Raw genomic sequence first — 24,532 nt, forward strand, 5'->3', positions numbered from 1 at the left:
GGCGCACCTTCCGTGAAACAGGGCGCCGCGGGGTGGCGCGGCGGTGTGTGGGGCGGGCACATGGCTTCCCGGCGGGCGGTGTGCCAGCATGCGCTGATGCGGAGCGCGCGGCACACGGTCCAGGCCAACGGCATCACCCAGGCGGTCCGGGTGGCCGGGCCCCTCGACGGCGTGCCGGTGCTGGTGGTGCACGGCAACGTCTCGTCGTCGGCGTTCTGGGAGCCGCTGCTGCCGGAACTGCCGGCGACGCTCCGGGTGGTCGCGCCCGACCTGCGCGGCTACGGCGAGACCGACACCGCGCCGGTCGACGCCACCCGCGGCGTCGGTGACTTCGCCGACGACGTGGCCGCCCTGCTCGACGCCCCCGGGCTGTTCGCCCCCGGCGCCCGGCCGGTGGTGGTCGGGCACTCGCTGGGCGGCGGCGTGGCGATGCGGCTGCTGGTCGACCGGCCGGAACGGGTGGCCGGGCTGCTGCTGGCGGCGCCGGTGTCCCCGTACGGCTTCGGGGGCACCCGGAACCTCGACGGCGCTCCCACCACGCCCGACTTCGCCGGCACCGGCGCGGGCGGCGCGAACCCGGACTTCGTGGCCCGGCTCGCCGCCGGTGACCGGGGCGCCGACGGCCCCACCAGCCCGCGCAACGTGCTGCGCGCCGCGTACGTGGCCGACCCGGCGTCGCTCAGCGACCACGAGGACCTGCTGCTGGAGAGCATGCTGACCACCGCCACCGGGGACGACAACTATCCCGGCACCGCGACCGCGTCGGACCACTGGCCGGGGACCGCCGCCGGGCGGCGCGGCGTGCTCAACGCGTTGGCCCCGACCCACTTCCGGCTCGCCGACGAGCTGGTCGCCGTGCCGGTCAAGCCGCCGGTGACCTGGGTACGCGGCGACGCCGACGTGATCGTCTCGGACACCTCGCTGTTCGACCTGGCGTACCTCGGTCAGCTCGGGATCGTGCCCGGCTGGCCCGGCGCCGAGCGGTGCCCGCCGCAGCCGATGGTCGGCCAGACCCGCGCGGTGCTGGACCGGTACGCGGCGGCCGGCGGGTCGTACCGGGAGGTGGCGCTGCCCGGCTGCGGGCACAGCCCGCACCTGGAACGGCCGGCGGAGTTCGTCGCCGAACTGCTGGCCCTTGCCGGGGTGACCGCGCCGGCGTGAGGCGCGGTGCGTGAAATATCCCACCGCGTCTCGACAACACAGCGTCACGTGGCAGACTCCGGCGCATAACCTTAGCGGCCGTTCATGTCGGCAACGGCGGAGGCAACCGAGGGAGGCCGGTCGTGGCGCGCGAGTTCACCCGGGTGGGCGTGGTGGGTCTGGGCACCATGGGTGCCGGCATCGTCGAGGTGTTCGCCCGCAACGGTGTCGACGTGACTGCGGTGGAGATCTCCGACGCCGCGCTGGAACGCGGCCGGGTCACGCTCACCGGTTCCACCGACCGCGCGGTGGCCAAGGGCAAGCTCGCCGAGGCCGACCGGGACGCGCTGCTGGCGCGGGTGGACTTCCGGGTCGGGCTGGGCGCGCTGCACGACGTGGACCTGGTGATCGAGGCGGTGCCCGAGCACCTGGACCTCAAGCAGCGGATCTTCGCCGAGCTGGACCGGGTCTGCAAGCCCGACGCCATCCTGGCCACCAACACCTCGTCGCTGAGCGTCACCGAGATCTCGGTCGCCACCACCCGGCCGAACCAGGTCATCGGCATCCACTTCTTCAACCCCGCCCCGGTGATGAAGCTGGTCGAGGTGGTGCGCACGGTGGTCACCTCCGCCGAGGTGGTGGCCGACGTGGAGGCGCTCTGCGCCCGCCTCGGCAAGGTCGACGTGACGATCAGCGACCGGGCCGGCTTCATCGCGAACGCGCTGCTCTTCGGCTACCTGAACCACGCGGTCGGCATGTTCGAGGCGCGCTACGCCACCCGCGAGGACATCGACGCCGCCATGAAGCTCGGCTGCGGCCTGCCGATGGGCCCGCTGGCGCTGATGGACCTGATCGGCCTGGACACCGCGTACGAGATCCTGGACACGATGTACCGGCGCGGCGGCCGGGACCGCCGGCACGCCCCGGCCCCGCTGCTCAAGCAGATGGTCACCGCCGGGCTGCTCGGCCGGAAGTCCGGCCGCGGCTTCTACACCTACGAGCGGCCGGGCTCGCCCAAGGTCGTACCCGACGAGCACACGCCGGTGGCCGCGGAGGCCGCGCTCGCCGACGGCGCACGCGTGGTCGCGAAGGTCGGTGTGGTCGGCTCCGGGACCATGGCCACCGGCATCATCGAGGTCTTCGCCAAGTCCGGCTACGAGGTCATCTCGGTGACCCGGGGCGCGGAGAAGTCCGCCAAGGTCTGCGAGGCGGTCAAGACCTCGCTCAACAAGGGCGTCGTCCGGGGCAAGCTCGCCGAGACCGACCGGGACGCCGCGCTGGGCCGGATCACCTGGTCCGCCACGCTGGAGCACCTCGCCGACGTCGACCTGGTGGTCGAGGCCGTGGTCGAGGAGCTGAGCGTCAAGAAGGCGCTGTTCGCCAGCCTGGACGAGATCTGCAAGCCGGGCGTGGTGCTCGCCACCACCACCTCGTCGCTGCCGGTGATCGACGTGGCGATGGCCACCCAGCGCCCGGCCGACGTGATCGGCCTGCACTTCTTCAACCCGGCGCCGATCATGCCGCTGGTGGAGATCGTGCGGACCATCCGCACCTCCGCCGAGACGTCGGCCACCGCCCGCGCGGTCTGCGCCACGCTCGGCAAGACCGGCGTGGTCTGCGGCGACCGGTCCGGTTTCATCGTCAACGCGCTGCTCTTCCCGTACCTGAACGACGCGGTGAAGATGCTGGAGGCCAGCTACTCCACCGCCGACGACATCGACCACGCGATGAAGCTCGGCTGCGGCTACCCGATGGGCCCGTTCGAGCTGCTCGACGTGGTCGGCCTGGACGTCTCGCTGGCCATCCAGCGGGAGCTGTACCTGGAACTGCGCGAGCCCGGCTTCGCGCCGGCGCCGCTGCTGGAGCACCTGGTCACCGCCGGCTACCTGGGGCGCAAGAGCGGTCGCGGGTTCCGCGACCACACCAACCGCTGACCGGTCAACGGCTCGCGCCGGTGACGGCGTCATGAGGGTGTGACCTTCGAGGAGTACGTCGGCAGCCGGGGCCCGGCCCTGTTGCGCCTGGCCCGGCTGCTGACCGGCGACGCGCACCGCGCCGAGGACCTGACCCAGGACGTGCTGGCCCGCGCGTACGTGCACTGGCGGCGGATCGCCCGCGCCGACCGGCCCGACGTGTACGTGCGCCGGATGCTGGTCAACGCCAACAACTCCTGGTGGCGGCGGCGGTCCAACCGCGAGCTGGCGACGGACACGTTCGCCGAGCGGCCCGAGCGGGGCGACCTCGACGGCGAGGCGGCCGACCGGGACGAGATGTGGCGGCTGATCCGCGCCCTGCCCGACCGCCAGCGTGCCGTGCTCGTGCTGCGCTACTACGAGGATCTGGACGACGCGACGATCGCCCAGATCCTCGACTGCTCCCCGGTCACCGTCCGCACCCACGCGATGCGGGCGCTCGCCCACCTCCGGGAGCGCTGCGGCGTCCCGACGACCAAGGGGAGCCGGCCGTGACCGACCTCGACCAGCGGATCGCCTCGGTGCTGCGGGAGCACGCCGAAGGGGAGACCGACACCGGCCGCCTGCTGCGCGGTTCCCGCATGCTCGGCCGGCGTCGGCAGGCACGCCGCCGGGCCGCCGCCGGCACCGCGCTTGCCCTGGTCGGTGTGCTCGGCTTCGTCGGGGTGGAGCGGGCGGACGTGGGTGGGCTGGCGGGGCGCCTGCCCTGGACCGCCACCACGCCGGCGACGCCCCCGCCCCCGGTGCCGCCGACGGCCGACGGGGTGCCGGGGGCGGCCACCGACCCGGCCCGGATCGGCGCCGACCCGGGGGTGCTGCACTTCGGCGTCGACCCGACCCGGGTCCGTTATCTGAACTGGGAGGTCCTCGACCAGGTCGAGTCCGTCCAGGTGGACACCGGGCACGGCCCGCCGGTCACGGTGCAGGTGGCGCGTTCCCGGCAGGAACTCGATATCCGTGAGATCGAGGGGTTCTCGGCCCAGGTGAGCCGGGAACGGCTCAACTTCGACGGTGAGCGCTGGTCCAGGGTCGGCCCGGACGGTCGCACGCCCGTCGCCTGGATCCAGTCCTGGCAACCCGCACCGGGAGTCTTCGCCCGCGCGGCCACCAGCAGCGGTGACCTCTCGGTGCTGGCCCGAGCGGTGAACGCCCTCCGATGGGACGAGGCGCGCCGGTGCGCCGCACCGGTACGGATCGACGCGCTTCCGACCGGATCGATGGTCGGCTCGTGCCGCGCCGACGTCTCCTCGTACCCGAAGTTGGTCACCGCCCAGTTCTCGGTGATGCGGAACGGCGCGACGATGACCGTCTGGTATCGCTACGCGGTGGGCGCGGGCACCAGCACCAAGGCCAACCGGTCGTACGCCGGCCGGCCGGCGTACGTGGCGCCTGGTGGATGGACGCTCGACCTGGTCGGCGTCCCGAAGGTGGAGCTGAGGGCCACCGTCGGCGCGGCGGCGCCCGGATTCACCGAGGCGGAGGCGGGGATGCTGCTTGCCGACGCGCGACTGGCGAAGGACCCGTCCGACCTGACGACGTGGCCCTGACCGTGCGACATCCTGGTACGGGAGCCGCCCCGCGAGCGCGGGGCCGTACCAGGATCACCCGGATGCGGGCCGTACGCTTGGTGACCGTGAGCCCCCGTCGCAATCGGCCCCGCCGGGACGAGTCCACCGGTCTGGACGCCGAACGAGCCCGCCACGGTGTGCCGACCGTGCAGCAGTGGCGCGACGGCGACTGGCAGGTGCGCGGGATCAGCGGTGGCGCGTCCGCCAAGACGTACCGTTGTCCCGGGTGTGACCAGGAGATCCGTCCGGGCGTGGCGCACCTGGTGGCCTGGCCGGCCGACGACCGGGGTGACCTGACCGATCGCCGGCACTGGCACAGCGGCTGCTGGCGGGCCCGGGACCGGCGCGCCCCCAACCTCCAGCGCGGCCGGGGCGCACCCCGGCACGGCTGAGCGATCTGGATCACCCGGTTCCCGCCCCGGCGGGCGGCGGGGCCGGCGGCGCGGGACACTGGCAGGGTGAGCACTCCGATTCGCGCGTCGTCGATCCTGCCCGGCCGCCGGGAGGACATCGAGCTGCACACCGCCGACGGGCTGACGCTGGTCGGCGAGCTGGCCCGGCCGGTGGAGCGCGAGCCGGTCGGCACGCTGGTGTGCCTGCACCCGCTGCCCACCCACGGCGGGATGATGGACAGCCACGTGTTGCGCAAGGCCGCCTGGCGACTGCCCGCGCTGGCCGACCTGGCCGTGCTCCGGTTCAACACCCGGGGCACCAGCAGCGTCCGCGGCACCAGCGAGGGGGCGTTCGACAACGCCGTCAGCGAGCGGTTCGACGTGGCCGCCGCGATCGAGTACGCCGAGTTCCACGAGCTGCCGAACATCTGGCTGGTCGGCTGGTCGTTCGGCACCGACCTGGCGCTGAAGTACGGCTGCGACCCGGCTGTCACCGGCGCGATCCTGCTCTCCCCGCCGCTGCGCTTCGCCGCCCCGGAGGATCTCGCGGTCTGGGCCGAGTCGGGCCGGCCGCTGACCGCCCTGGTGCCGGAGTTCGACGACTACCTGCGCCCGGACGAGGCCCGGCAGCGGTTCGCCGCCGTGCCGCAGGCCGAGGTCGTCGGCGTGGACGGCGCCAAGCACCTCTGGGTCGGCGACGCGGAGAAGGCGCTCGACGAGATCGTCCGGCGCGTCGCCCCGGGCGTGCCGGTGCCGCTGCCGACGAGCTGGGACGGCCCGATGGAGACCGGCGACGTCAGCGCGTACGCGGACCGGACGGTGGCCGCGTTCGCCGACACCCCGGTCCCCGGCCCGGCCCAGCGCAGCGCCGAGTAACGCTGTCCCAGCCGGCCGGCCCTCCCTCTGGGTGGACGACGGGTGATCAAGGAATTCGCGTCAGCGCGGAGATCGACTGTGACGCGAACTCCTTGATCGATCCCTGGGGTCAGTCCTTGTCGACGGTGACCGCGCTGGGCTTGGCGCTGCGCTCGTCGGTGGTGGGCTTGGTCGGGCGCTTGCCGTTCTCGCCGGTACTGGTGATCTTCGTCGGGGTGGCGCCCCGGCCGCCCTCGCCCGGCACGGCGGCCACCGTGGGCTCCCCGTCGACGCCCGTGCCGGCGGCCGAGTCCATCGTGGTCACCGGCTCGGCGACCGGCTTCGCCGGCCCGGCCTCCGCCGGCTCGCCGGCCGACCGGTTCCCGCCCTGCTCCGGCCCGGCGCCGTTGGCCGTCACCGCAGCCGTGCCCTTCGCCGTGCCACGACCAACCGGGGAGCCGCCCACGGGTACGCCGTCACCCGCCGGCCGGCCGCTGTCGCCCGCTGGCCGCCCGCCGGCGTCGGCCGGCCGGCCGCCGGCGGCGGCGGCGGTGGCCAGCGCCGCCGGGTCGACCGGGGTGGCCGAGATGCCAACCGAGTCGGCGTCCCGACGCAGCTCGGTGAGCCGGCGCTCCAGGTCGTCGGACTCCTGCCGGGACTTCCACGTCGCGGTGCGCAGGTCGGCCAGCTCCTGCTGCGCCGTGGCGATCTCCAGCATCACGTGGGCGAGCTGCTGCCGGCCGGCGGCCACCTCCTGCTGGGTGGCGGCGAGGTGCTGCTGGGTGGTGGCCAGGTGCTGCTGGGTGGTGGCCGCGTACTCCTCGAACTGGCGACGCGAGGCCGCCACGTGCTCGTCGGCCCGGCGGCGTTGCTCGGTGGCGTCCGCCTCGGCCCGGCGCAGCAGCTCGGCGGCCTCCAGCTCGGCCTGCTGCCGCATGGTGAGCGCGTCGGCCTCGGCGGCCTGCCGGATGCTCGCGGCGTTGCGCTCGATCTCGTCGCGCCGGGCGGCGTACGCCTGCTCCAGCTCCTCGTGCCGGCTGGTGTGCTGCTTGTCGAGCTCGTCGCGGCGCTTGGCGAACTCCTGCTCGGCGGCGGCGCGGCGCTGGGCCAGCTCCTTCTCCGCCTTCTCGCGCTGGCCGGCGACCTCCTTCTCCACCCCGGCCCGCCACGCGCCCAGCTCCTGCTGGGTCTGCGCGCGGGACTGCTGCACGTACGCCTCGGTCTCGGTGCGCATCCGCTGCACGTACGCCTCGACCTCGGCGCGGTTGCGCTTACCGGCCTCGGTGGCCTCGGTGGTGAGCCGGCTGGCCTCGGTGCGGGCCCGGCCGCGGGTGGCCTTGGCGGCCTCCTCCGCGTCGTCGACGATCTTCTTGGCCTCGGCGAGCGCCTTGGCGTGGGTGGCCCGGCCCGCCTCGGCGGCGGCGTCGGTGAGCCGCTTGGCCTCCTGCTGACCCTTGGCGTGCACCTCCTTGGCCGCCTCGCGGAGCTGGTTGGCCTCCCGCTGCGCCTTGGCCAGCACCTCCTTGGCCGCCTCGCGCAGCCGGGCCGCCTCCTGCTGGGCCCGGGCGTGGATCTCCTTGGCGGTGTCCCGGAGCTGGGTGGCCTCCTGCTGCGCCTTGGCCAGCGCGTCCTGGGCCGTCCGGCGCAGCTTCTCGGCCTCGTCCTGGGCAGCCGTACGCAGCTTGGCGGACTCGTCCCTGGCGGCCTTCAGCGTCGCCTCCGCCTCGGCCTTGCGGGTCGCGGTGTGCCGCTCCTCCTCGGCGCGGCGGGCGGCGAGCGCGATCTCGAAGTCCTTGAGCGCCTGCGCGGCCTGCTCCCGGGCCTCCTCGACGATGTGCTCGGCGGCGGCCCGACGGGCCTCGATCTCCTCGTTGGCGGCGGCGAGGATGTCGTCGGCCTGCTCCTCGGCCATGGTGAGGATCTGCTCGACCCGGGGACCGAGGTGCCGGAACGAGGCGCGGTCCACCACACCGACCTGCTTGCGCACCTGGGCGAGATCGCGCTGGAGCACCTCGACCTGGCCGGCGAGCTTGTGGATCTGGGTGTACGCCTGTTCCCGCTCGGTGGTCAGCGCCGCGATCTCGTGTTCCGCGCGGGCGACGTAGCGGTCGACCTGTCGTTTCTCGTATCCCCGCAGCGCGGACTCGAAGCTGGGCTCCGTGGTCACGTCCCCGCCGAGCGCGAACAGTTCCTCGCCGTGCGACATGCCCCCATCCTCACACGCCTCCGCCTCCACGGGGGCGATACGGACGCCCCTTCTGGGACCTACTTCACCCTCGTGGCGAAACGGGCCGGGGAAAGCATGACGGCGCGGGGCGGCACCGGTCACCCGGTGTCACCCCGCGCCGTGGCTCATGCCCCGTCAGCGGGTGGTGGCTCAGCCGGCCGACTCGGCCGTGACCTTCTGCCCGGAGGTGTCGGCCTTCGCCGCCTCGGCCGCCTTGTTGCCGCCCGCCGGCACGCCCGGCACGATGCCGGCCAGGCCGGAGAGCATCTGCCCGAGCTGGGAGGTGACCGCGTCCTTCTGGCGGGTCAGGTCCTCGACCTCGCGGCGGGCCGCCTGCGTGGTCAGCTCCGCCTCGGTGCGGGCCTCGTTGAGCACCCGCTGCGCCTCGGCCCGCGCCTCGTTGAGCGTCTTGTCGGCCAGCGCCTTGGCCTTGTCGACCGTGTCGTTGGCGGTGCGCTCGGACTCGACCCGGCGCGACTCGGCCCGCTGCTCGATCTCCTTGGCCCGCTCCTGGGCGGCCCGGGCCCGCTGCTCGGCCTCGTTGACCATCTTCTGGGTCTGCGCGACCTGGGCGGCGTGTCGCGCCGACTCCTCGCGCTCGGACTTCTCCCGCCGCTCGGCGAGCTGGAGCTCCAGGGCCTGGAGGTCCTTGTCGCGCTTGTCGCGCGCGTCGGTGAGCAGCTTGGTCGCCTCGGCCCGCTTCTCCTCGGCCTCCCGGGCGGCCTTGGCCCGCTGCTGGGTGATCTCCCGCTCGGCGGTGGCGCGCAGCGTGGCGACCTCCCGCTCGACCGTCGACTTCAGCTCGGCCACCTCGTGCGCGGTGACCGTACGCAGCTGCTTGGTCTCCCGGTCGGCGTCGGAGCGCAGCGTGTCCGCCTCCCGGCGGGCCTGCACGCGGACCTCGGCGGCCTCCCGCTCGGCGGCGGTGCGGACGGTGCCGGCCTCCCGCTCGGCGGTGGCCTTCATGGCGGCGGCCTCGGCGCGTGCCTTGTCGGTGATCTCGCGCGCCTCCAGGCGGGCGGCGGAGAGGATGCCCTCCGACTCGCGCTTGGCCTCGTTGCGGTGGTCGTTGGCCTGCTCCTCGGCCAGCCGCAGGATCTGCTCGACGCGGGTGCCCAGGCCGGAGAGGGTCGGCCGGCTGTTCTCCTCGAGCTGCTTGTTGGTCTCGGTGAGCTTCTGTTCGAGCGCACCCTGGCGCTGCTCGGCCTGCCGGAGCCGGCGCTGGGCGTCGTTCATCCGCTGCTCGGCCTCGGCGCGGGCCTGCTCGGACTGGCTCAGTGCGGCGCTCAGCCGGCCGATGAAGTCGTCGACCTGGTTGGTGTTGTATCCGCGCAGGCCAACAGTGAAATCGGGCTGTGAGTTCGCGTTATCGAAGAACGCAAGAGGGGAGGACTGCTGCTGGGGCATTGGGACATACTCGCAGACCCCCCAGGGTGGTTCGCAAGAGTGGTCGGCAGCTTTCGCGTCCTCTTTACATGGTCAACTTCTGTCGGCCGGGGGACCGGACCAATCGGCGATCTTGGCAGGTCCCGGGCCGGACGGTGGCGCCGGGCGGTCGGCGGGAAAGGGCCGCGGACGGGTGCCCGCGGCCCTTTGTGTTCACGACTGTCTTCATGAGTGTCCGGGCGACAGTCGAATGGCGTCCGGCTCCGCCGGAAAGGCAATCCGTCGACGCCGTACGGTCAGTGCCCGCGGAACCGGTTGATCGCGCTTTCGTGCCGGGAGCGCAGCTCGGTGTCCCGGACGCCGAGACCGTCGGTGGGCGCCAGGCAGCGCACGCCGACCTTGCCCTGGTGCGCGTTGCGGTGCACCTCGTACGCGGCCTGACCGGTCTGCTCCAACGGGTACGTCTTCGACACCGTCGGGTGCACCTTGCCGAGCGCGACGAGCCGGTTGGCCTGCCACGCCTCGTGGTAGTTGGCGAAGTGGCTGCCGATGATGCGCTTGAGGTGCATCCACAGGTAGCGGTTGTCGTACTGGTGCAGGAACCCGCTGGTGGAGGCGCAGGTGACGATCGTGCCACCCTTCTTGGCGACGTAGACGCTGGCGCCGAACGTCTCCCGGCCGGGGTGCTCGAAGACGATGTCCGGGTCCTCACCGCCGGTCAGCTCGCGGATCCGCTCGCCGAAGCGCCGCCACTCGTCCTGGTCCTGCGTGTGCTCGTCGGACCAGAACCGGAAGCCCTCGGCGGTGCGGTCGATGACCAGCTCGGCGCCCATCCGCCGGCACAGCTCGGCCTTCTCCGGCGAGGAGACCACGCAGACCGGGATCGCGCCGCCGCCCAGCGCCATCTGGGTGGCGTAGCCGCCCAGGCCGCCGGAGGCGCCCCAGATCAGCACCACGTCGCCCTGCTTCATGTTCGCGCCGTGGTGCGAGACGAGCTGCCGGTACGCGGTGGAGTTGACCAGCCCGGGGCTGGCCGCCTCCTCCCAGCTCAGGTGGCGCGGCTTCGGCATGAGCTGGTTGGCCTTGACCACGCACAGCTCGGCCAGGCCGCCGAAGTTGGTCTCGAAGCCCCAGATGCGCTGCTGCGGGTCGAGCATGGTGTCGTCGTGGCCGGCGGCGTCCTCCAGCTCGACCGACAGGCAGTGCGCGACCACCTCGTCGCCGGTCTTCCAGCGGGTCACGCCGGGGCCGGTCCGCAGCACCACGCCGGCCGCGTCCGAGCCGACCACGTGGTATGGCAGGTCGTGGCGGCGGGTCAGCTCGGAGAGCCGGCCGTAACGCTTGAGGAACGTGAACGTGGGCAGCGGCTCGAAGATGCTGGTCCACACCGTGTTGTAGTTGATCGCGCTGGCCATGACCGCGACCAGCGCCTCGCCCGGCCCCAGCTCGGGGGTGGGCACCTCCTGGACGTGCAGCGCCTTGCGCGGGTCCTTGTCCCGGGTGGCCATGCCCTCGAACATCCGGGTGTCCTCGGCCCGCACCACCACGCCCCGGTAGCTCTCCGGCACCGGCAGGCCGGCCAGGCCCGCGAGGTCCCGTTCCGGCCGCGCCGAGCCCTCCGTCGCCATGATCGCTTCAAGGATGTCCTGCACGGTGACCTCCCGTTCGTCAGCACCCGCACCGGGGCAGGGGTGCTGCCATCGTCGGCGCCGGTGCGACGGGACCGCCATGTCGGCAATCGACACATCCGGCACCGGTCGCGCTCCTGTGGGCCGGGACGTTACTGAACGGTAGCTTGGGTCGGAAGGGCTGTGTGAAAAACTGCATCGGCCGATGCGTGGAGATGTCCGTGGGAACGCGCAACCGCGCATGGCCGCGCGTGTTCCCACTTGTTAGGAAGGGCCCTTGTTAACGGACGTCTGTCAACAAGGGGCCCCTCCTTGCGCCTCAGGCGGGTTGGACCAGCTCGATCAGCACGCCGCCGGCGTCCTTCGGGTGCACGAAGTTCACCCGGGAGTCCGACGTGCCGCGCCGGGGCGCCTCGTACAGCAGCCGGACGCCGCGCTCGCGCAGCGCCGCGCAGGCCGCGTCGATGTCCGCCACCGTGTACGCGACCTGCTGGATGCCCGGCCCGCGCTTGTCCAGGAACTTGCCGATGGTGGTGTCCGGCGAGAGCGGGGCGAGCAACTGCACCATGCCGCCGGAGGCGTCCGGCCCGACCGCCAGCATCGCCTCGCGTACGCCCTGCTCGTCGTTCGTCTCGGTGTGCACGCAGCGCATCCCGAAGGTGCGCTGGTAGAAGTCGATCGCGGCGTCCAGGTCCGCGACCGCGATCCCGACGTGGTCGATGCGGCGCAGGCCGATGTCTGTGACAAACTCGGCAGCGGGCTCGACGGGGGAGTTCTCAGCCATGGCGCTAGTCTGACCGAACAATCGTTAAGGCGTACAGGTCGGCACCCCTCGGAGGCAGGCATGGCTTCGGTGATCGTCAGCGGCGCGCGAACCCCGATGGGGCGCCTGCTGGGCAACCTCAAGGACCTCCCCGCGACCGCACTCGGTGGCATCGCGATCAAGGCCGCGCTGGAGCGCGCCGGCGTCGCGCCGGACCAGGTGCAGTACGTGATCATGGGGCAGGTGCTCCAGGCCGGCGCCGGGCAGATCCCGGCCCGCCAGGCCGCCGTCGAGGCCGGCATCCCGATGTCCACCCCGGCGCTGACCATCAACAAGGTGTGTCTCTCCGGGCTGGACGCCATCGCGCTGGCCGACCAGCTCATCCGGGCCGGCGAGTTCGACATCGTGGTGGCCGGCGGCATGGAGTCGATGACCAACGCCCCGCACCTGCTGCTCGGGCAGCGCGCCGGCTACAAGTACGGCGACGTCACGGTCAAGGACCACATGGCGCTCGACGGTCTCACCGACGCCTGGGACTGCTGCTCGATGGGGGAGTCCACCGAGCGGCACGGCGCGAAGCACGGCATCACCCGCGCGGAGCAGGACGCCTTCGCCGCGGCCAGCCACCAGCGCGCCGCCGCCGCCCAGAAGAACGGCCACTTCGCCGAGGAGATCACTCCGGTGATCATCCCGCAGCGTAAGGGCGACCCGCTGGTGGTCAGCGAGGACGAGGGCATCCGGCCGGACACCACCGCCGAGTCGCTGGGCCGGCTGCGTCCCGCCTTCGCCAAGGACGGCACCATCACCGCCGGCAGCTCCTCGCCGATCTCCGACGGCGCCGCCGCGGTGGTCGTGATGAGCAAGGCCAAGGCCACCGAGCTGGGCCTCACCTGGCTGGCCGAGATCGGCGCGCACGGCAACGTGGCCGGGCCGGACAACTCCCTGCACTCGCAGCCGTCCAACGCCATCAACCACGCGCTGCGCAAGGGCGGCCTGAGCCTGGACGACCTCGACCTCATCGAGATCAACGAGGCGTTCGCCGCGGTCGGCATCCAGTCCACCCGTGACCTCGGGATCAGCGCGGACAAGGTCAACGTCAACGGCGGCGCGATCGCGCTGGGCCATCCGATCGGCATGTCCGGCGCGCGGCTGGTGCTCACGCTGGCGCTGGAGCTGAAGCGGCGCGGTGGCGGCACCGGCGCGGCGGCGCTCTGCGGCGGTGGCGGCCAGGGCGACGCGCTGATCATCCACGTGCCGACGGGCGGCGAGTCGCACGCGTGAGTGACGTGACCAATCCGGCCACCCCTCCGGTGCGCCGCAGCCGCGACGTACCCCTGCTGGTCGAGCGGGCCCGCGCGGGCGACGCCCGCGCGGTGGCCCGGCTGATCACCCTGGTCGAGTCCGGCGACGAGGTGCTGCCGCAGGTCGCGGCGGCCCTCGCGCCGTACGCCGGGCACGCCCAGGTGGTCGGGCTGACCGGTTCGCCGGGCGTGGGCAAGTCGACCACCACGAACGAGCTGGTCCGCGCGCTGCGGGCGCGCGGTCACCGGGTCGGCGTGCTGGCCATCGACCCGTCCAGCCCGTTCACCGGCGGGGCGATCCTCGGCGACCGGGTCCGGATGCAGGACCACGCCACCGATCCCGGCGTCTACATCCGTTCCATGTCCAGCCGGGGCCATCTCGGCGGGCTCTCCGCCGCGACGCCCCAGGCGGTGCGCGTGCTGGAGGGCGCCGGCTGCGACGTGGTGCTGGTGGAGACCGTCGGGGTGGGGCAGGCCGAGGTGGAGGTGGCCTCGCTGGCCGACACCACGCTGGTGCTGCTCGCGCCGGGCATGGGTGACGCGATCCAGGCGGTCAAGGCCGGCATCCTGGAGATCGCCGACGTGTTCGTGGTGAACAAGGCCGACCGGGACGGCGCGGACGCCACGGTCCGCGACATCCAGGGCATGATCGCGCTCGGCGAGCGTGGCCCGGGGGAGTGGCGTCCGCAGGTGGTGCGCGCGATCGCGGCCCGCGCCGAGGGCATCGACGACATCGCCGCCGCGATCGACAAGCACCGCGACTGGCTGGAGCGCCACGACGAGCTGCGCCGTCGCCGGGAGGCGCGGGCCGCCGCCGAGATCGAGGCGATCGCGCTGGGCGCGCTCCGCGCCCGGATCGGCTCCCTGCGCGACGGTACGCAGCTCCCCGCGCTCGCCGCCAAGGTCGCCCAGGGCGCCCTCGACCCCTACGCCGCCGCCGACGACCTCCTCACCCAACTCGCCACCTGACCCGCTCTCCCCTTCCCCCTTCCCTGCCTCCGGCTCGTCGATCTTGCGGTTGCTGCCCCGGCAAAGGCGACACAGGGGGCATCCGCCGGGCACAAAGTCCATGATCGACGGTGGTGTCGGGCGGGGGCGTGGCCGGAGCGGGGTGGCTTGTACGCTCCCGGGGTCGGTTGGAGCGAGGGTGGGGGAGAGCGTGGAGCACGAGGCTACGCAGGAGCTGTCGATCACGCCGGCCGCGACGGCGGGCGGGACGACGCACGTCGCCGACGAGGTGGTGGAGAAGATCGCGGTGGCCGCCGCGAAGTCCGTGCCCGGCGTGGCCGAACTGGGCGGCGACGTGGCCCGGTTCTTCAACGCCGTGCTGGACCGGGTCGGCCTGGACCAGGTCGGCGACGCCCGGCGCGGCTGCTCGGCCCATGTCACCGACGGTGCGGCCGTGGTCAACCTGGTCATCGTGATCGACGGCGGTCACCCGGTGCCGCAGGTCACCGACGGTGTGCGGGCCGCGGTCACGTCCGCGGTCGAGGCGTACGGGCTGCGCGTCGACGAGATCAACATCCGGGTGGACGACGTGGCGATCGGGGAGCCGGGCGCGCCCCTCGGCTGATCGTGCGCGACGAGCGACGCTCGGCTGGACCCAGAGCTGACCGAGGCGGCGCAGGACCCGCCTCGGCGTGAATCTTGGTACGGGAGCGCCCCCGGAGGGGCCGTTTCGTACCAAGATCTCTCAGCGGTGTGAGCGCGGACCGCGCTCGGGTTCGGCCTGCCGGGTCGGTCAGGCGGATGGTCGGGGCCGGCGCTGTCTGCTCCGCGCCGACCATGACGGGTCCGGCTCCCGGTTACCGGCCGGTACGCCGGTCCTTAGCGATCGTTCAGGCATTCGTTCTACACTCGGTCTTCACGAGGACCGAGGAGGAGCTCCGCGCATGGACGCTGACGAGATCGCCGCCGGCCGGGCCCGCTGGCAGGCCCGCTACGACGCCGCCCGCAAGCGCGACGCGGACTTCACCACGCTCTCCGGCCTGCCGGTCGACCCGGTGTACGGCCCACCGGAGGGGACCGCCTACCCGGGCTTCGAGCGGATCGGCTGGCCGGGCGAGTTCCCGTACACCCGGGGGTTGCACCCGACCGGCTACCGCGGACGGGCCTGGACCATCCGGCAGTTCGCCGGCTTCGGCAACGCCCAGCAGACCAACGAGCGCTACAAGATGATCCTCGGCGCGGGCGGCGGCGGGCTCTCCGTCGCGTTCGACATGCCGACGCTGATGGGCCGCGACTCGGACGACCCGCAGTCGCTCGGCGAGGTCGGCCACTGCGGCGTCGCGATCGACTCGGCCGCCGACATGGAGGTGCTCTTCGACGGCATCGACCTGGCCGGCGTCACCACCTCGATGACCATCTCCGGGCCGGCTGTGCCGGTGTTCTGCATGTACCTGGTCGCCGCCGAGCGCCAGGGCGCCGACGTGTCCACGCTGGACGGCACGCTCCAGACGGACATCTTCAAGGAGTACATCGCGCAGAAGGAGTGGCTCTTCGACCCCGAGCCGCACCTGCGCCTGATCGGCGACCTGATGGAGTACTGCGCGGCGGAGATCCCCCGCTACAAGCCGCTCTCGGTCTCCGGCTACCACATCCGCGAGGCCGGCTCGACCGCCGCGCAGGAGTTGGCGTACACGCTCGCCGACGGGTTCGGCTACGTCGAGCTGGGCCTGTCGCGCGGGCTGGACGTCAACGTGTTCGCCCCCGGGCTGAGCTTCTTCTTCGACTCCCACCTGGACTTCTTCGAGGAGATCGCCAAGTTCCGCGCCGCCCGCCGGATCTGGGCCCGCTGGCTGCGCGACGTGTACGGCGCGACCAGCGAGAAGGCGATGTGGCTGCGGTTCCACACGCAGACCGCCGGGGTGTCGCTGACCGCCCAGCAGCCGGTCAACAACGTGGTGCGCACCGCGGTGGAGGCGCTGGCGGCGGTGCTCGGCGGCACCAACTCGCTGCACACCAACGCGCTGGACGAGACGCTCGCCCTGCCCACCGACGAGTCGGCCGAGATCGCCCTGCGGACGCAGCAGGTGCTGATGGAGGAGATCGGCGTGACGAACGTGGCCGACCCGCTCGGCGGCGCCTGGTACGTCGAGGCGCTCACCGACCGGATCGAGGCCGAGGCGGAGGAGATCTTCGCCCGGATCCGGCAGCTCGGCGGCGACGGGCCGCACCAGATCGGGCCGATGACCTCCGGCATCCTGCGCGGCATCGAGGACGGCTGGTTCACCGGGCACATCGCCGAGTCGGCGTTCGTCTACCAGCAGGCGCTGGAGAAGGGCGACAAGAAGATCGTCGGCGTCAACTGCCACACCGGCACGGTCGCCAAGGAGTTGGAGATCCTCCGCATCTCGCACGAGGTGGAGCTGGAGCAGCGCCGGGTGCTGGCCGAGCGCAAGTCGGCCCGCGACGACGCCGCGGTCACCGCCGCCGTACGCCGGATGGTGGAGGTCAGCCGGACCGGCGAGAACATGATCCCGGCGATGCTGGACGCGGTCCGCGCCGAGGCCACCCTGGGCGAGATCTGCGACGCGTTGCGCGGCGAGTGGGGCGTCTACCGCGAGCCCGCCCGCTTCTAGGCGAGAAGAAGGGCCTTCCTGACGCGGCGTCTGTCAGGAAGGCCCTTCTTGCGCACTCTGAGCAGGGGTGAGAGTCGCAACGTCGCCGTTGCGGGTGAGCGGAGTTCGGTGCGGTACGTGCGAGACTAGACAACCATGAGCGACCCACGGATCACCTCGTCGATCTTCACCCGCGGCGCGGTCGACCTCAGCGCGCTGCGCACCCCCGCACCGGCCGACACCTCTCCCGCCACACCGTCCCAGGGCGGCCCGCCCGCCGGGCTGCCGGGCAGCCCCGCCGGCTCGGCCGCCGTGATCGACGTGACCGAGGCGAACATCCAGTCCGAGGTGCTCGAACGCTCGCTCGCCACACCCGTCGTGGTCTTTTTCGGCGCCGCCGGGTACCCGGAGAGCGACCAGTTCGCACCGGTGCTGGAGCGGCTGGCCGCCGAGGGCGCCGGCGCGTGGCTCCTGGCCCGGGTCGACGTGCAGCAGCAGCCCCGGCTCGCGCAGATGTTCCAACTCCAGACGTTGCCGACCACCTACGCGATCGTCGGCGGGCGGCCGGTCGACGCCTTCCCGGGCGTGGTGCCCGAGGCGCAGCTGCGGCAGTGGATCCAGGCCGTGCTCAAGGCCGCCGGCGTCGAGGTGGCCGAGCCGGAGGACCCGCGGCTCGACGCCGCCGACGACGCGCTGATGAGCGGTGACCTGGACGCCGCCGAGGCGGCGTACCGGAAGATCCTGGCCGAGACCCCGACGGACGCCGCGGCGGAGGCGGGTCTGGCGCAGGTCGGGCTGGCCCGCCGGGTGGCCGGGGCGGACCCGCAGGGGGCGCTCGACGCCGCCGCGGCGGCCCCCGACGACGTCGACGCCCAACTGCTGGCCGCCGACATCGAGGTGCTCAGTGGCCTGGCCGATCGGGCCTACCAGCGACTGGTCGGCCTGGTTCGCCGCACCGCCGGTGAGGAGCGGGACCGGGTCCGCCAGCACCTGATCGGCCTGTTCACCATCGCCGGCCCGGACGACCCCGCCGTGGCCTCCGCCCGACGCGCCCTGGCCAGCGCCTTGTTCTGAGTTCGTCGCACGCCCGCGCGGGCCGGCGCGCCGCCGGCCCGCCCGACCATCGAGGACGGGAGCTCATGATGCGCCGGATCGCCGTCCTCGACGCGCCGACGAACCTCGGGCTGCGCCCGCCCACGGTCAGTTCCGTACCCGGCTGCGGCAAGGCGCCCGGCGCGCTGCGCGACCACGGGCTGCTCGCCCGGCTGCGGGCCCGCGACGCCGGCTGTCTCACCCCGCCCCGGTACGACCCGGGCGACTGGCGGCCCGGCGACGGCGTCTGCCACGCGCCGGAGATCTCGACCTACTCGGTGGCGCTGGCCGACCGGATCGGCGCGATCATCGACCGGGGCGAGTTCCCGTTGGTGCTCGGCGGGGACTGTTCGGTGCTGCTCGGCTCGGCGCTGGCCATGCACCGGCTCGGCGAAGCGGTCGGCGGGCGGATCGGGCTGGTCTTCGTGGACGGCCACTCCGACTTCCGGCACCCCGGCAACGCCTCCTACGTCGGTGCGGCGGCGGGGGAGGACCTCGCCCTGGTCACCGGGCGGGGGCAGCCCGACCTGGCCGCCATCGAGGGGCGGCGCCCCTACTTCCGGGACATCGACGTGGTGGTGCTCGGCATCCGCGCGCAGGACGAGTACCGCCTCGATCTCCAAGCCGCCGGCATCACCACCCGACCGGTGCCGGCGCTGCGCGCCGAGGGCGCGGCCCGGACCGCCCAGTGGGCGCACGAGCAGCTCGTCGACTGTGCCGGCTACTGGGTGCACATCGACGTGGACGTGCTCGACCCGGCCGTGATGCCCGCCGTCGACGCGCCCGACCCGGGCGGTATCGCCTTCGCCGAGCTGGAGATCCTGCTCGCCGGGCTGGTGGACACGCCGCACTGCCTCGGCGTCGAGCTGACCGTCTTCGACCCCGACTACGACCCGGACGGGGCGTACGCGGCGGAGATCGTGAACACGGTGGTGGCCGGGCTCGCCCCGGTCGTCGCCCCGGACGCGGTGCCGCCCCGACTGCTGCCGGCCGGCCCGGCGGCCCCGGCACCCCGGGCGGGTGACGGCCGGGTGCCGCGCCCGGCGACGACGGTGCCCGTACCCGCCGTCGCGGCGGACCCGATCGGCCCACCGGCCGTCCTGGACGGGCACGACGGTGACGACGACCCGGCGGCGTGGCTGCCGGAGCCGGGCGAGAAGGACTCCGGGCCGGCCGTCGGCCCCGGGCTGCTCCGCCGCGTCGCGGTGCCCGGGACGGACGTGTCGCCGGTCGGGGAGTCGTCGCCGGCCGCCGAGGACAGCGCCTGACCGAGTAGCCGGCTCAGGCGAACAGCACCAGCGGCCGGCCGGCGTCGCGCACGCCGACGAAGCAGGCCGCCGTCGCCCGGGAGCCCCGCGCCACCCGGCGTACGCCGTGCACGCGCGCCGCGTCGAACATCAGCAAGTCTCCCTGGCCGGGCTCGCAGGACCAGTGTGGCTCGCCGAGCTGCTCCCGGTCCAGGCCGTAGTCGGTGCGACGTCGCGTGTCGTACGTGTCCTCGTCGGACCAGAGCGACCAGAAGTCGACCTGCCCGCCGCTGCCGGGCGGTGGCACCTCAAGGTAGACGTTGGTGCCGATCCGGCGGCGCAGACCGAGCCCGGCGAGCAACGGGATCGCCCGCTGGTCGATGTGCGGGTTGGCGTGCCCGCCGGCCGGCCAGCGGCGGATGATGCCGGGCAGCATCAGCCGGCCCTCGTGCCGGGCCACCGTGGCGCCGGCCGGCCACATCTCGTCCAGCCGCAGCCGCAGCTCGTCGAGGGGCGAGAGCCGGCCCGCGAAGATCCCGTCCCGGATCAGGCCGAGCGTGTCGGCGGCGGTTTCCAGGTAGCGCCGCTCGTCGGCGGCGGACTCGGCGGCCTCACCGATCGAGGTGCCGACGCTCTGGAAGTCGCCGGTCAGCGTGTAACGCGACCGTTCGCACGCCTCGACCAGCCGGGGCAGCACCGCCCGGCAGGCGGACGGTGGGTGGAAGCCGCGGACCCAGACGGCGTCCAGCGTTCCCTCGGCGAGTTGGGCCAGCGTGACGGCGTTCAGTTCCTCGGCGTACTTCACGGTCAGACCGAGATCTCGCCGTGCCAGACCGTGACCGCCCGGCCGCCGAGCCGCATCCGGTCGCCCCGGCGGGCCAGGCGCAGCGTGCCGCCGCGCGGTGAGAGCTGCTCGGCGACGAGGTCGTCACGGCCCAGGCGCTGCGCCCACCAACTCCCGATGGTGCAGTGGGCGGAGCCGGTGACCGGGTCCTCCGGGACGCCGACCGCCGGATAGAAGCACCGGCTGACGATCCGGTTGCGGGCCGGATCGTGCGCGGTGAGGATGACGCCGCGGACCGGGATCGAGGCGAGCGCTGCCAGGTCGGGGCGGGCGGCCCGCACGTCGTCCGGCCCGGCGACTTCGACGAGCAGGTCGGACACGCCCCGGGTGACCGCGACGACGGTGACCCCGTCGCCGAGTGCGGCGCGGAGCGGCTCGGGCATGTCGATCGGGGCGGGCGGATCCGCCGGGAAGTCCATCTCGATCCACCCCTCCGGGGAGACCGAGCAGGTCAGGTCGCCGCTGCGGGTGCGGAACCGGGTGTGCCCGCCGAGCACGTGCGCGGTGGCGAGTGTGGCGTGCCCGCACAGGTCGACCTCGACGGTCGGGGTGAACCAGCGCAGGTGCCACCAGTCGTTCTCCGCCGGCGACGCGAATGCGGTTTCCGAATGGCGCATCTCGCTCGCGACCGACTGCATCCACGCGTCGCTCCGCTTGTCGGCGAGAATGACGACGCCGGCCGGGTTGCCGCGGAACGGTTCGTCGGTGAACGCGTCGACGACGAAGAGTCGGCTGCCGTTCGCGCTCATGCCCGATCGCCCGTCGGCTGCGCGCCGGCGACCATCGGGATCCGGCCGCCGAAGGAGAGCTGGGGGTCGACCTCCAGCGCCACCTCGTACGCCTTGACCATGTCGCGGGCGATCTGGCGGAGCGCCTCGGCCGGCGGGGCGGGGGGTGGCAGGTGCCCGTGGCAGGTGCCGGGTGATTCCGGCCCGGGCTGGTCGTCGACAGGCATTCGCGCCCCCCTGAGTCGAACGTTGTCCTTTGAGGTTGGTCCGCCCCGGCCGCCGGGACAACCGCCATTCGGAGGATGCCACGACGTCGACGGACGACATTGCCTCCGAGGTGACGGAAATCCGTCCAATCGAAGACCTGTCACGTTCCGGAATCCATCCGGTGCGGATTCCGCTCGCGCCGTTCCGGTTCGGTCCCGGCCGGCTGCCTGGGCCCCACGTACGGCGCCAGCCGGGCGAGTGTCTCGCGGGTGGCGACCGTGTCGGGATGCTGCTCCCCGATCACCCGCTCGCGGTCCTCCAGCAGCCCGGTCAGCACCGCGCGGGCGGCGACCACGTCCTTCCGGGCGATCAGGACCTGGGCGAGGGTCCACCGCAGCAGCAGCACCTCCGGGCGGACCATCTCGTCGGCCCGCAGGCCGGTCAGAGCCGCCCGGAGCTGCTGCTCCGCCTCGTCGAAGCGGGAGAGGTCGAACAGGCACCGGGCGAGGCTGTGCCGGACCAGCAGGGTCTCCGGTTCCTCCGGCTCCCAGTGCCGGAGTCGGATCGCGAGGATCTCCCGCAGCATCTCCTCGGCCTCCGCCGTCCGGCCCTGGTGGCGGACGGCCCGGGCCAGCGTGTGCCGGATGATCATCGTGTCGGAGTGTTCCGGACCGCGGACCTTGTCCTCCGCGGTGACGATCGACCGCAGCTCCTTCTCCGCCTCGCTCCACCGGTTCGACGCCATGATGGCGCGGGCGAGCTTGTGCCGGCTGGCGAGGGTGTCCGGGTGCTGCGCGGTCAGCACCGCCTCGCGGCCGGCGATCACGTCCCGCAGGAGCGCCTCCGCCTCCGCGGGGCGCTGCTGCTCCAGCGCCGCCCGGGCCAACTCGTGCCGCAGCGCGAGGATCTCCCGGTCGGCCGGGCTCATGCCGTACGCGGCGCAGTTCTCCACCACCGGGGTCAGTATCTCCTCGGCGGAGCGCGCCAGGCCGGTGGCGAGGAGGTACCGGGCGGTCAGCCGGACCAGTTCCAGCACGGCGAGCACGGTCAGCCGCTCGTACCGGACGCCGCTGCCCCGCAGGTGGTCCCGGGCCAGCGCGATGGTGTGCGGGGCCAGCAGGTACCAGCCGTCCCAGTCGGCGGCGGCGTCCGGGTTGAGGCCCCGGACCGCCGCGGTGAGCAACTGCGCGCAGAGCGCATGGTATTCGGTGGTCTGTCGGCGCAGCTCGCGGTCGTCCCGCATGATCCCGTGCACCAGCGGATGCAGCGAGAGCACGTACCGGAAGTCGTCGATCCGCACCTCCGGCAGTTCGTCCGGGGCCAGCAGCGACAGGTCGGCCAGTCCTTCGAGGACGGTCAACTGCTGCTGCGCGGTGAACTCGGAGAAGAGCGGGGACCGCTTCAGCACGTCCTGGTCGAGCAGTCGGTGGTAGGGCACCGGCCCGACGCTCAGGCAGGCGAGGACCCGCAGCAGGTTGCCGGCCTGGGTGAGACCCCGCCGGGCGAGCAGCTCCAGCGAGATGTCGAAGACCTGCGCGGTGATCCCCAGGCCGGTCAACTCGTCGAGTTTCGGCGCGCCGGGCGGCAGTTCGAGACGTCGCTGGAGGTCGAGCCGGTAGCTCTCGAAGTCACGGAGCACCTGCCGGCCCTGGTAGATCTGCGTGGTGTGGACGGACTTGAGGTAGTCGCCCACCGCGCGGAGCGCCAGCGGGAGCCCGCCGAGCGCCGCCGACAGCGCGCGCGCCTGCTCCACCGTGCCGGCCCCGCCGCCGGCCCGGGCCAGCAGCACCAGTGCGCCCTCGGCGTCGGTGAGCGGTCGCACCGCGTGCCGGCGGGACCAGGCGGGCCAGGTCTTCCGGTCGCCGTCCCGACTGGTGACCACGACGAGATTGGCCGGATCCTGCGGTGGACGCAGCCAACCCCGGCCGTCGGTGAGGTCGTCGTCGACCGGGTCCAGTTCCCGGGGATCGTCGGCGTTGTCGATGATGAGGACCCACCGGCGTTCGGCCTTGTCGAGAAAGCGCCAGACGAGGTCGGTGGCGCTGGCGTCTCCCGACCACGCCCGGTCGACGAGGCCGCTCGGGGCGCCGAGGCGGGTGGCCACCTCGCGCATGTTGGAGCTGAGGCGCTGCGCCGAGACCCACCACACCTGCCGGTCGGCGAGCCGACTGCGCCGGGCGATCTCCAGCGCCAGGTAGCTCTTGCCGGAGCCGGGCAGCCCGTGCAGGACGTGCACCGATGAGGGCTCCCCGGCCGGCGCCCGCCCGCCCGAGGTGATCTCCTCGATGAGCTGGTCCCGGCCGTACAGCGGGGAGTCCAGGCGGCCGAGTGGCGGTTCGACCGAGATGCGCCCGGCCCGCTCCGGCCGGTCGGTGAGCGCTCTGTCCGGGGCGCCGGAGCCCTCGGTCGAGGTCGTGGCGGGGTCCCCCGGCCACTCGCCGGCCTCCGCGGCGGTAAGGATCTCCTTGCGCAGCGCCAGGTAACGGGAATCGTCGCGGGTCGCCGGGCGAATCACCGAGAAGTGGTCGCCCGCCACCACCCCGCTCGCGGTGAATGATCCTTTCGCGATGAAGGGCGGAACGATGTTGTCCGACATTCCGGCGTACGTGGATATCGGTAGCGGCCACTCGTGTGGTCCCGCCGCGCGGGCCTGGAGGACGCCACGCTGGAGGGCGTCGTAGGTCTCGGCGATCTCCTTGGTGAGCGGACGCAATTCCCGTTCCTGGGGATTGCGGCAACGGAACGTCATTCGTCGCAGGGAACCGAGGAACTGTGATCCGGAATTCGGGCAGGCGTACATCGCCACCCGCCGGATCCGCGCCAGTTCCGGCCCGCCGCCCCGGGCCAGCGTCCGCACCAGGTACCGCTGGATCACCAGCCCGCCCTGGCTGTGCGAGACCAGCACGATCCGGCTCGCGGCGGCGACCTCGTGCGCGAGGTAGGTGCCGAGTCGGTCCGCGATGTCGTCCAGGCGCGGGATCCGCCGGTCCGGCCGCAGCCGGACGACCTGGGAGTCGTACTCGAAGAAGTGGGTCCGGACCTCGGGCAGGTCGGGGTCGGCGGCCAGCAGAGCGTCCATCTGCTCCCAGGCGCGTCGGGAGGAGAAGAGGCCGTGCACGAACACCACGTCGACTGTGTTCATCGCGGATCGTCCCGAAGCCCCGGCGCCGGCGGGGCGGTCGACGGCGGTGGCCCGGTAAGGGGTGGCACGCTGTCGCCGCCGGCCGGTTCGGCGCCGGTCGCGGCCACCACGTCGACCATGACGCGCGTGAGCAGCGTGGCCAGCGCCAGGAGCACGCAGATCGTCACCGCGGCCCGCAGCTCGGGACCGTGCGGCAGCACCTCGGCCAGGACCAGGAGGGACAGCGCCGTCCCGAGCACGATGGTGGCCACGATGAAAAGGGAGTAGACCCGCACGCGGGACCTGGTCCAGAAGAGGACACCATCGGGGTCCGCGCGCCGGAGGTGCCGGTTCTGCTCGCGCAGGCGGTCCAGAAAACGGGAATCCCAGATCAGCGCGAGCAGCAGAACCGGAAGCACCTGGGCGGCGGTCGCGTAGAGGTCGGGGAACATCGTGGCCCCTTTCCGCTGCGGTCGGAAGCCATATCATCCGGCGACTCG

21 protein-coding genes are annotated in these 24,532 nt (G+C 73.1%); 12 read left to right on the forward strand and 9 right to left on the reverse strand.

Translation table 11 applies throughout. The features are described from left to right. The first annotated feature begins 96 nt into the window (after positions 1–96). The 6 genes from ACIA6B_RS26280 (at position 97) to ACIA6B_RS26305 (ending at position 5,949) form a co-directional block, all read left to right on the forward strand. Positions 97–1,161: an alpha/beta fold hydrolase gene (locus tag ACIA6B_RS26280; protein WP_396777272.1), complete on the forward strand. Its 1,065-nt coding sequence runs from the start codon at positions 97–99 to the stop codon at positions 1,159–1,161. Positions 1,162–1,283: 122 nt separating this feature from the next. Next, positions 1,284–3,074 carry a 3-hydroxyacyl-CoA dehydrogenase family protein gene (locus ACIA6B_RS26285; protein ID WP_396777274.1) on the forward strand — a complete coding sequence of 597 codons (1,791 nt, stop codon included), beginning with the start codon at positions 1,284–1,286 and terminating at the stop codon, positions 3,072–3,074. 39 nt (positions 3,075–3,113) lie between these two features. Beyond that, a complete protein-coding gene (locus ACIA6B_RS26290) occupies positions 3,114–3,608 on the forward strand; it encodes a SigE family RNA polymerase sigma factor (RefSeq protein WP_396777277.1) in 495 nt (164 codons plus the stop codon). Then, complete coding sequence (locus tag ACIA6B_RS26295; protein WP_396777278.1) at positions 3,605–4,660, forward strand: hypothetical protein; 1,056 nt, start codon at positions 3,605–3,607, stop codon at positions 4,658–4,660. Before ACIA6B_RS26290 ends, ACIA6B_RS26295 begins: the two co-directional genes overlap by 4 nt. A gap of 80 nt (positions 4,661–4,740) precedes the next feature. Continuing rightward, entirely contained in the window at positions 4,741–5,073 is a 333-nt protein-coding gene (locus ACIA6B_RS26300; RefSeq protein WP_396777509.1) for a hypothetical protein, read from the forward strand. Between the two features lie 66 nt (positions 5,074–5,139). Beyond that, positions 5,140–5,949: an alpha/beta hydrolase gene (locus ACIA6B_RS26305; RefSeq protein ID WP_396777280.1), complete on the forward strand. Its 810-nt coding sequence runs from the start codon at positions 5,140–5,142 to the stop codon at positions 5,947–5,949. 109 nt (positions 5,950–6,058) lie between these two features. Here ACIA6B_RS26305 and ACIA6B_RS26310 read toward each other — a convergent pair whose 3' ends face one another. The 4 genes from ACIA6B_RS26310 to mce all read right to left on the reverse strand — a co-directional run bounded on the left by ACIA6B_RS26310 (position 6,059) and on the right by mce (position 11,953). Next, positions 6,059–8,134, reverse strand: a complete 2,076-nt coding sequence (locus tag ACIA6B_RS26310) for a hypothetical protein (RefSeq protein WP_396777282.1) — start codon at positions 8,132–8,134, stop codon at positions 6,059–6,061. A 171-nt stretch (positions 8,135–8,305) separates the two neighbouring features. Then, positions 8,306–9,562 carry a DivIVA domain-containing protein gene (locus ACIA6B_RS26315; RefSeq protein WP_396777284.1) on the reverse strand — a complete coding sequence of 419 codons (1,257 nt, stop codon included), beginning with the start codon at positions 9,560–9,562 and terminating at the stop codon, positions 8,306–8,308. Positions 9,563–9,837: 275 nt separating this feature from the next. After that, positions 9,838–11,193, reverse strand: coding sequence for a crotonyl-CoA carboxylase/reductase (gene ccrA, locus ACIA6B_RS26320; RefSeq protein ID WP_396777286.1), 1,356 nt, complete (start codon positions 11,191–11,193; stop codon positions 9,838–9,840). A gap of 295 nt (positions 11,194–11,488) precedes the next feature. After that, entirely contained in the window at positions 11,489–11,953 is a 465-nt protein-coding gene (mce, locus tag ACIA6B_RS26325) for a methylmalonyl-CoA epimerase (protein ID WP_396777288.1), read from the reverse strand. Positions 11,954–12,013: 60 nt separating this feature from the next. Here mce and ACIA6B_RS26330 point away from each other — a divergent pair, with 60 nt between their 5' ends. From ACIA6B_RS26330 to ACIA6B_RS26355, 6 genes are all read left to right on the forward strand, one after another. Then, entirely contained in the window at positions 12,014–13,213 is a 1,200-nt protein-coding gene (locus ACIA6B_RS26330; RefSeq protein ID WP_396777290.1) for an acetyl-CoA C-acetyltransferase, read from the forward strand. After that, positions 13,210–14,202, forward strand: a complete 993-nt coding sequence (gene meaB, locus ACIA6B_RS26335; RefSeq protein ID WP_107157030.1) for a methylmalonyl Co-A mutase-associated GTPase MeaB — start codon at positions 13,210–13,212, stop codon at positions 14,200–14,202. Before ACIA6B_RS26330 ends, meaB begins: the two co-directional genes overlap by 4 nt. 190 nt (positions 14,203–14,392) lie before the next feature. Then, positions 14,393–14,806 (forward strand): Asp23/Gls24 family envelope stress response protein, encoded by a 414-nt coding sequence (locus ACIA6B_RS26340; RefSeq protein ID WP_396777292.1) that lies wholly within the window; start codon positions 14,393–14,395, stop codon positions 14,804–14,806. Positions 14,807–15,125: 319 nt separating this feature from the next. After that, entirely contained in the window at positions 15,126–16,814 is a 1,689-nt protein-coding gene (locus ACIA6B_RS26345) for a methylmalonyl-CoA mutase (protein ID WP_396777294.1), read from the forward strand. 135 nt (positions 16,815–16,949) lie between these two features. After that, entirely contained in the window at positions 16,950–17,867 is a 918-nt protein-coding gene (locus ACIA6B_RS26350) for a tetratricopeptide repeat protein (RefSeq protein WP_396777296.1), read from the forward strand. A 65-nt stretch (positions 17,868–17,932) separates the two neighbouring features. Continuing rightward, entirely contained in the window at positions 17,933–19,153 is a 1,221-nt protein-coding gene (locus ACIA6B_RS26355) for an arginase family protein (RefSeq protein ID WP_396777298.1), read from the forward strand. Between the two features lie 13 nt (positions 19,154–19,166). Here ACIA6B_RS26355 and ACIA6B_RS26360 read toward each other — a convergent pair whose 3' ends face one another. From ACIA6B_RS26360 to ACIA6B_RS26380, 5 genes are all read right to left on the reverse strand, one after another. Continuing rightward, on the reverse strand, positions 19,167–19,937 hold the full coding sequence (locus ACIA6B_RS26360; RefSeq protein ID WP_396777299.1) for a 2OG-Fe(II) oxygenase: 771 nt from the start codon (positions 19,935–19,937) through the stop codon (positions 19,167–19,169). A 2-nt stretch (positions 19,938–19,939) separates the two neighbouring features. After that, positions 19,940–20,725 carry a PhzF family phenazine biosynthesis protein gene (locus ACIA6B_RS26365; protein ID WP_396777301.1) on the reverse strand — a complete coding sequence of 262 codons (786 nt, stop codon included), beginning with the start codon at positions 20,723–20,725 and terminating at the stop codon, positions 19,940–19,942. Beyond that, positions 20,722–20,931: a hypothetical protein gene (locus tag ACIA6B_RS26370; RefSeq protein ID WP_396777303.1), complete on the reverse strand. Its 210-nt coding sequence runs from the start codon at positions 20,929–20,931 to the stop codon at positions 20,722–20,724. The genes ACIA6B_RS26365 and ACIA6B_RS26370 overlap by 4 nt, the downstream gene beginning before the upstream one ends. A gap of 140 nt (positions 20,932–21,071) precedes the next feature. Further along, complete coding sequence (locus ACIA6B_RS26375; RefSeq protein ID WP_396777305.1) at positions 21,072–24,053, reverse strand: alpha/beta fold hydrolase; 2,982 nt, start codon at positions 24,051–24,053, stop codon at positions 21,072–21,074. Then, positions 24,050–24,484, reverse strand: coding sequence for a hypothetical protein (locus ACIA6B_RS26380; protein ID WP_396777307.1), 435 nt, complete (start codon positions 24,482–24,484; stop codon positions 24,050–24,052). Before ACIA6B_RS26380 ends, ACIA6B_RS26375 begins: the two co-directional genes overlap by 4 nt. Positions 24,485–24,532: the final 48 nt, after the last annotated feature.

Source organism: Micromonospora sp. NPDC051141 (assembly GCF_044455765.1).
GTDB lineage: Bacteria > Actinomycetota > Actinomycetes > Mycobacteriales > Micromonosporaceae > Micromonospora.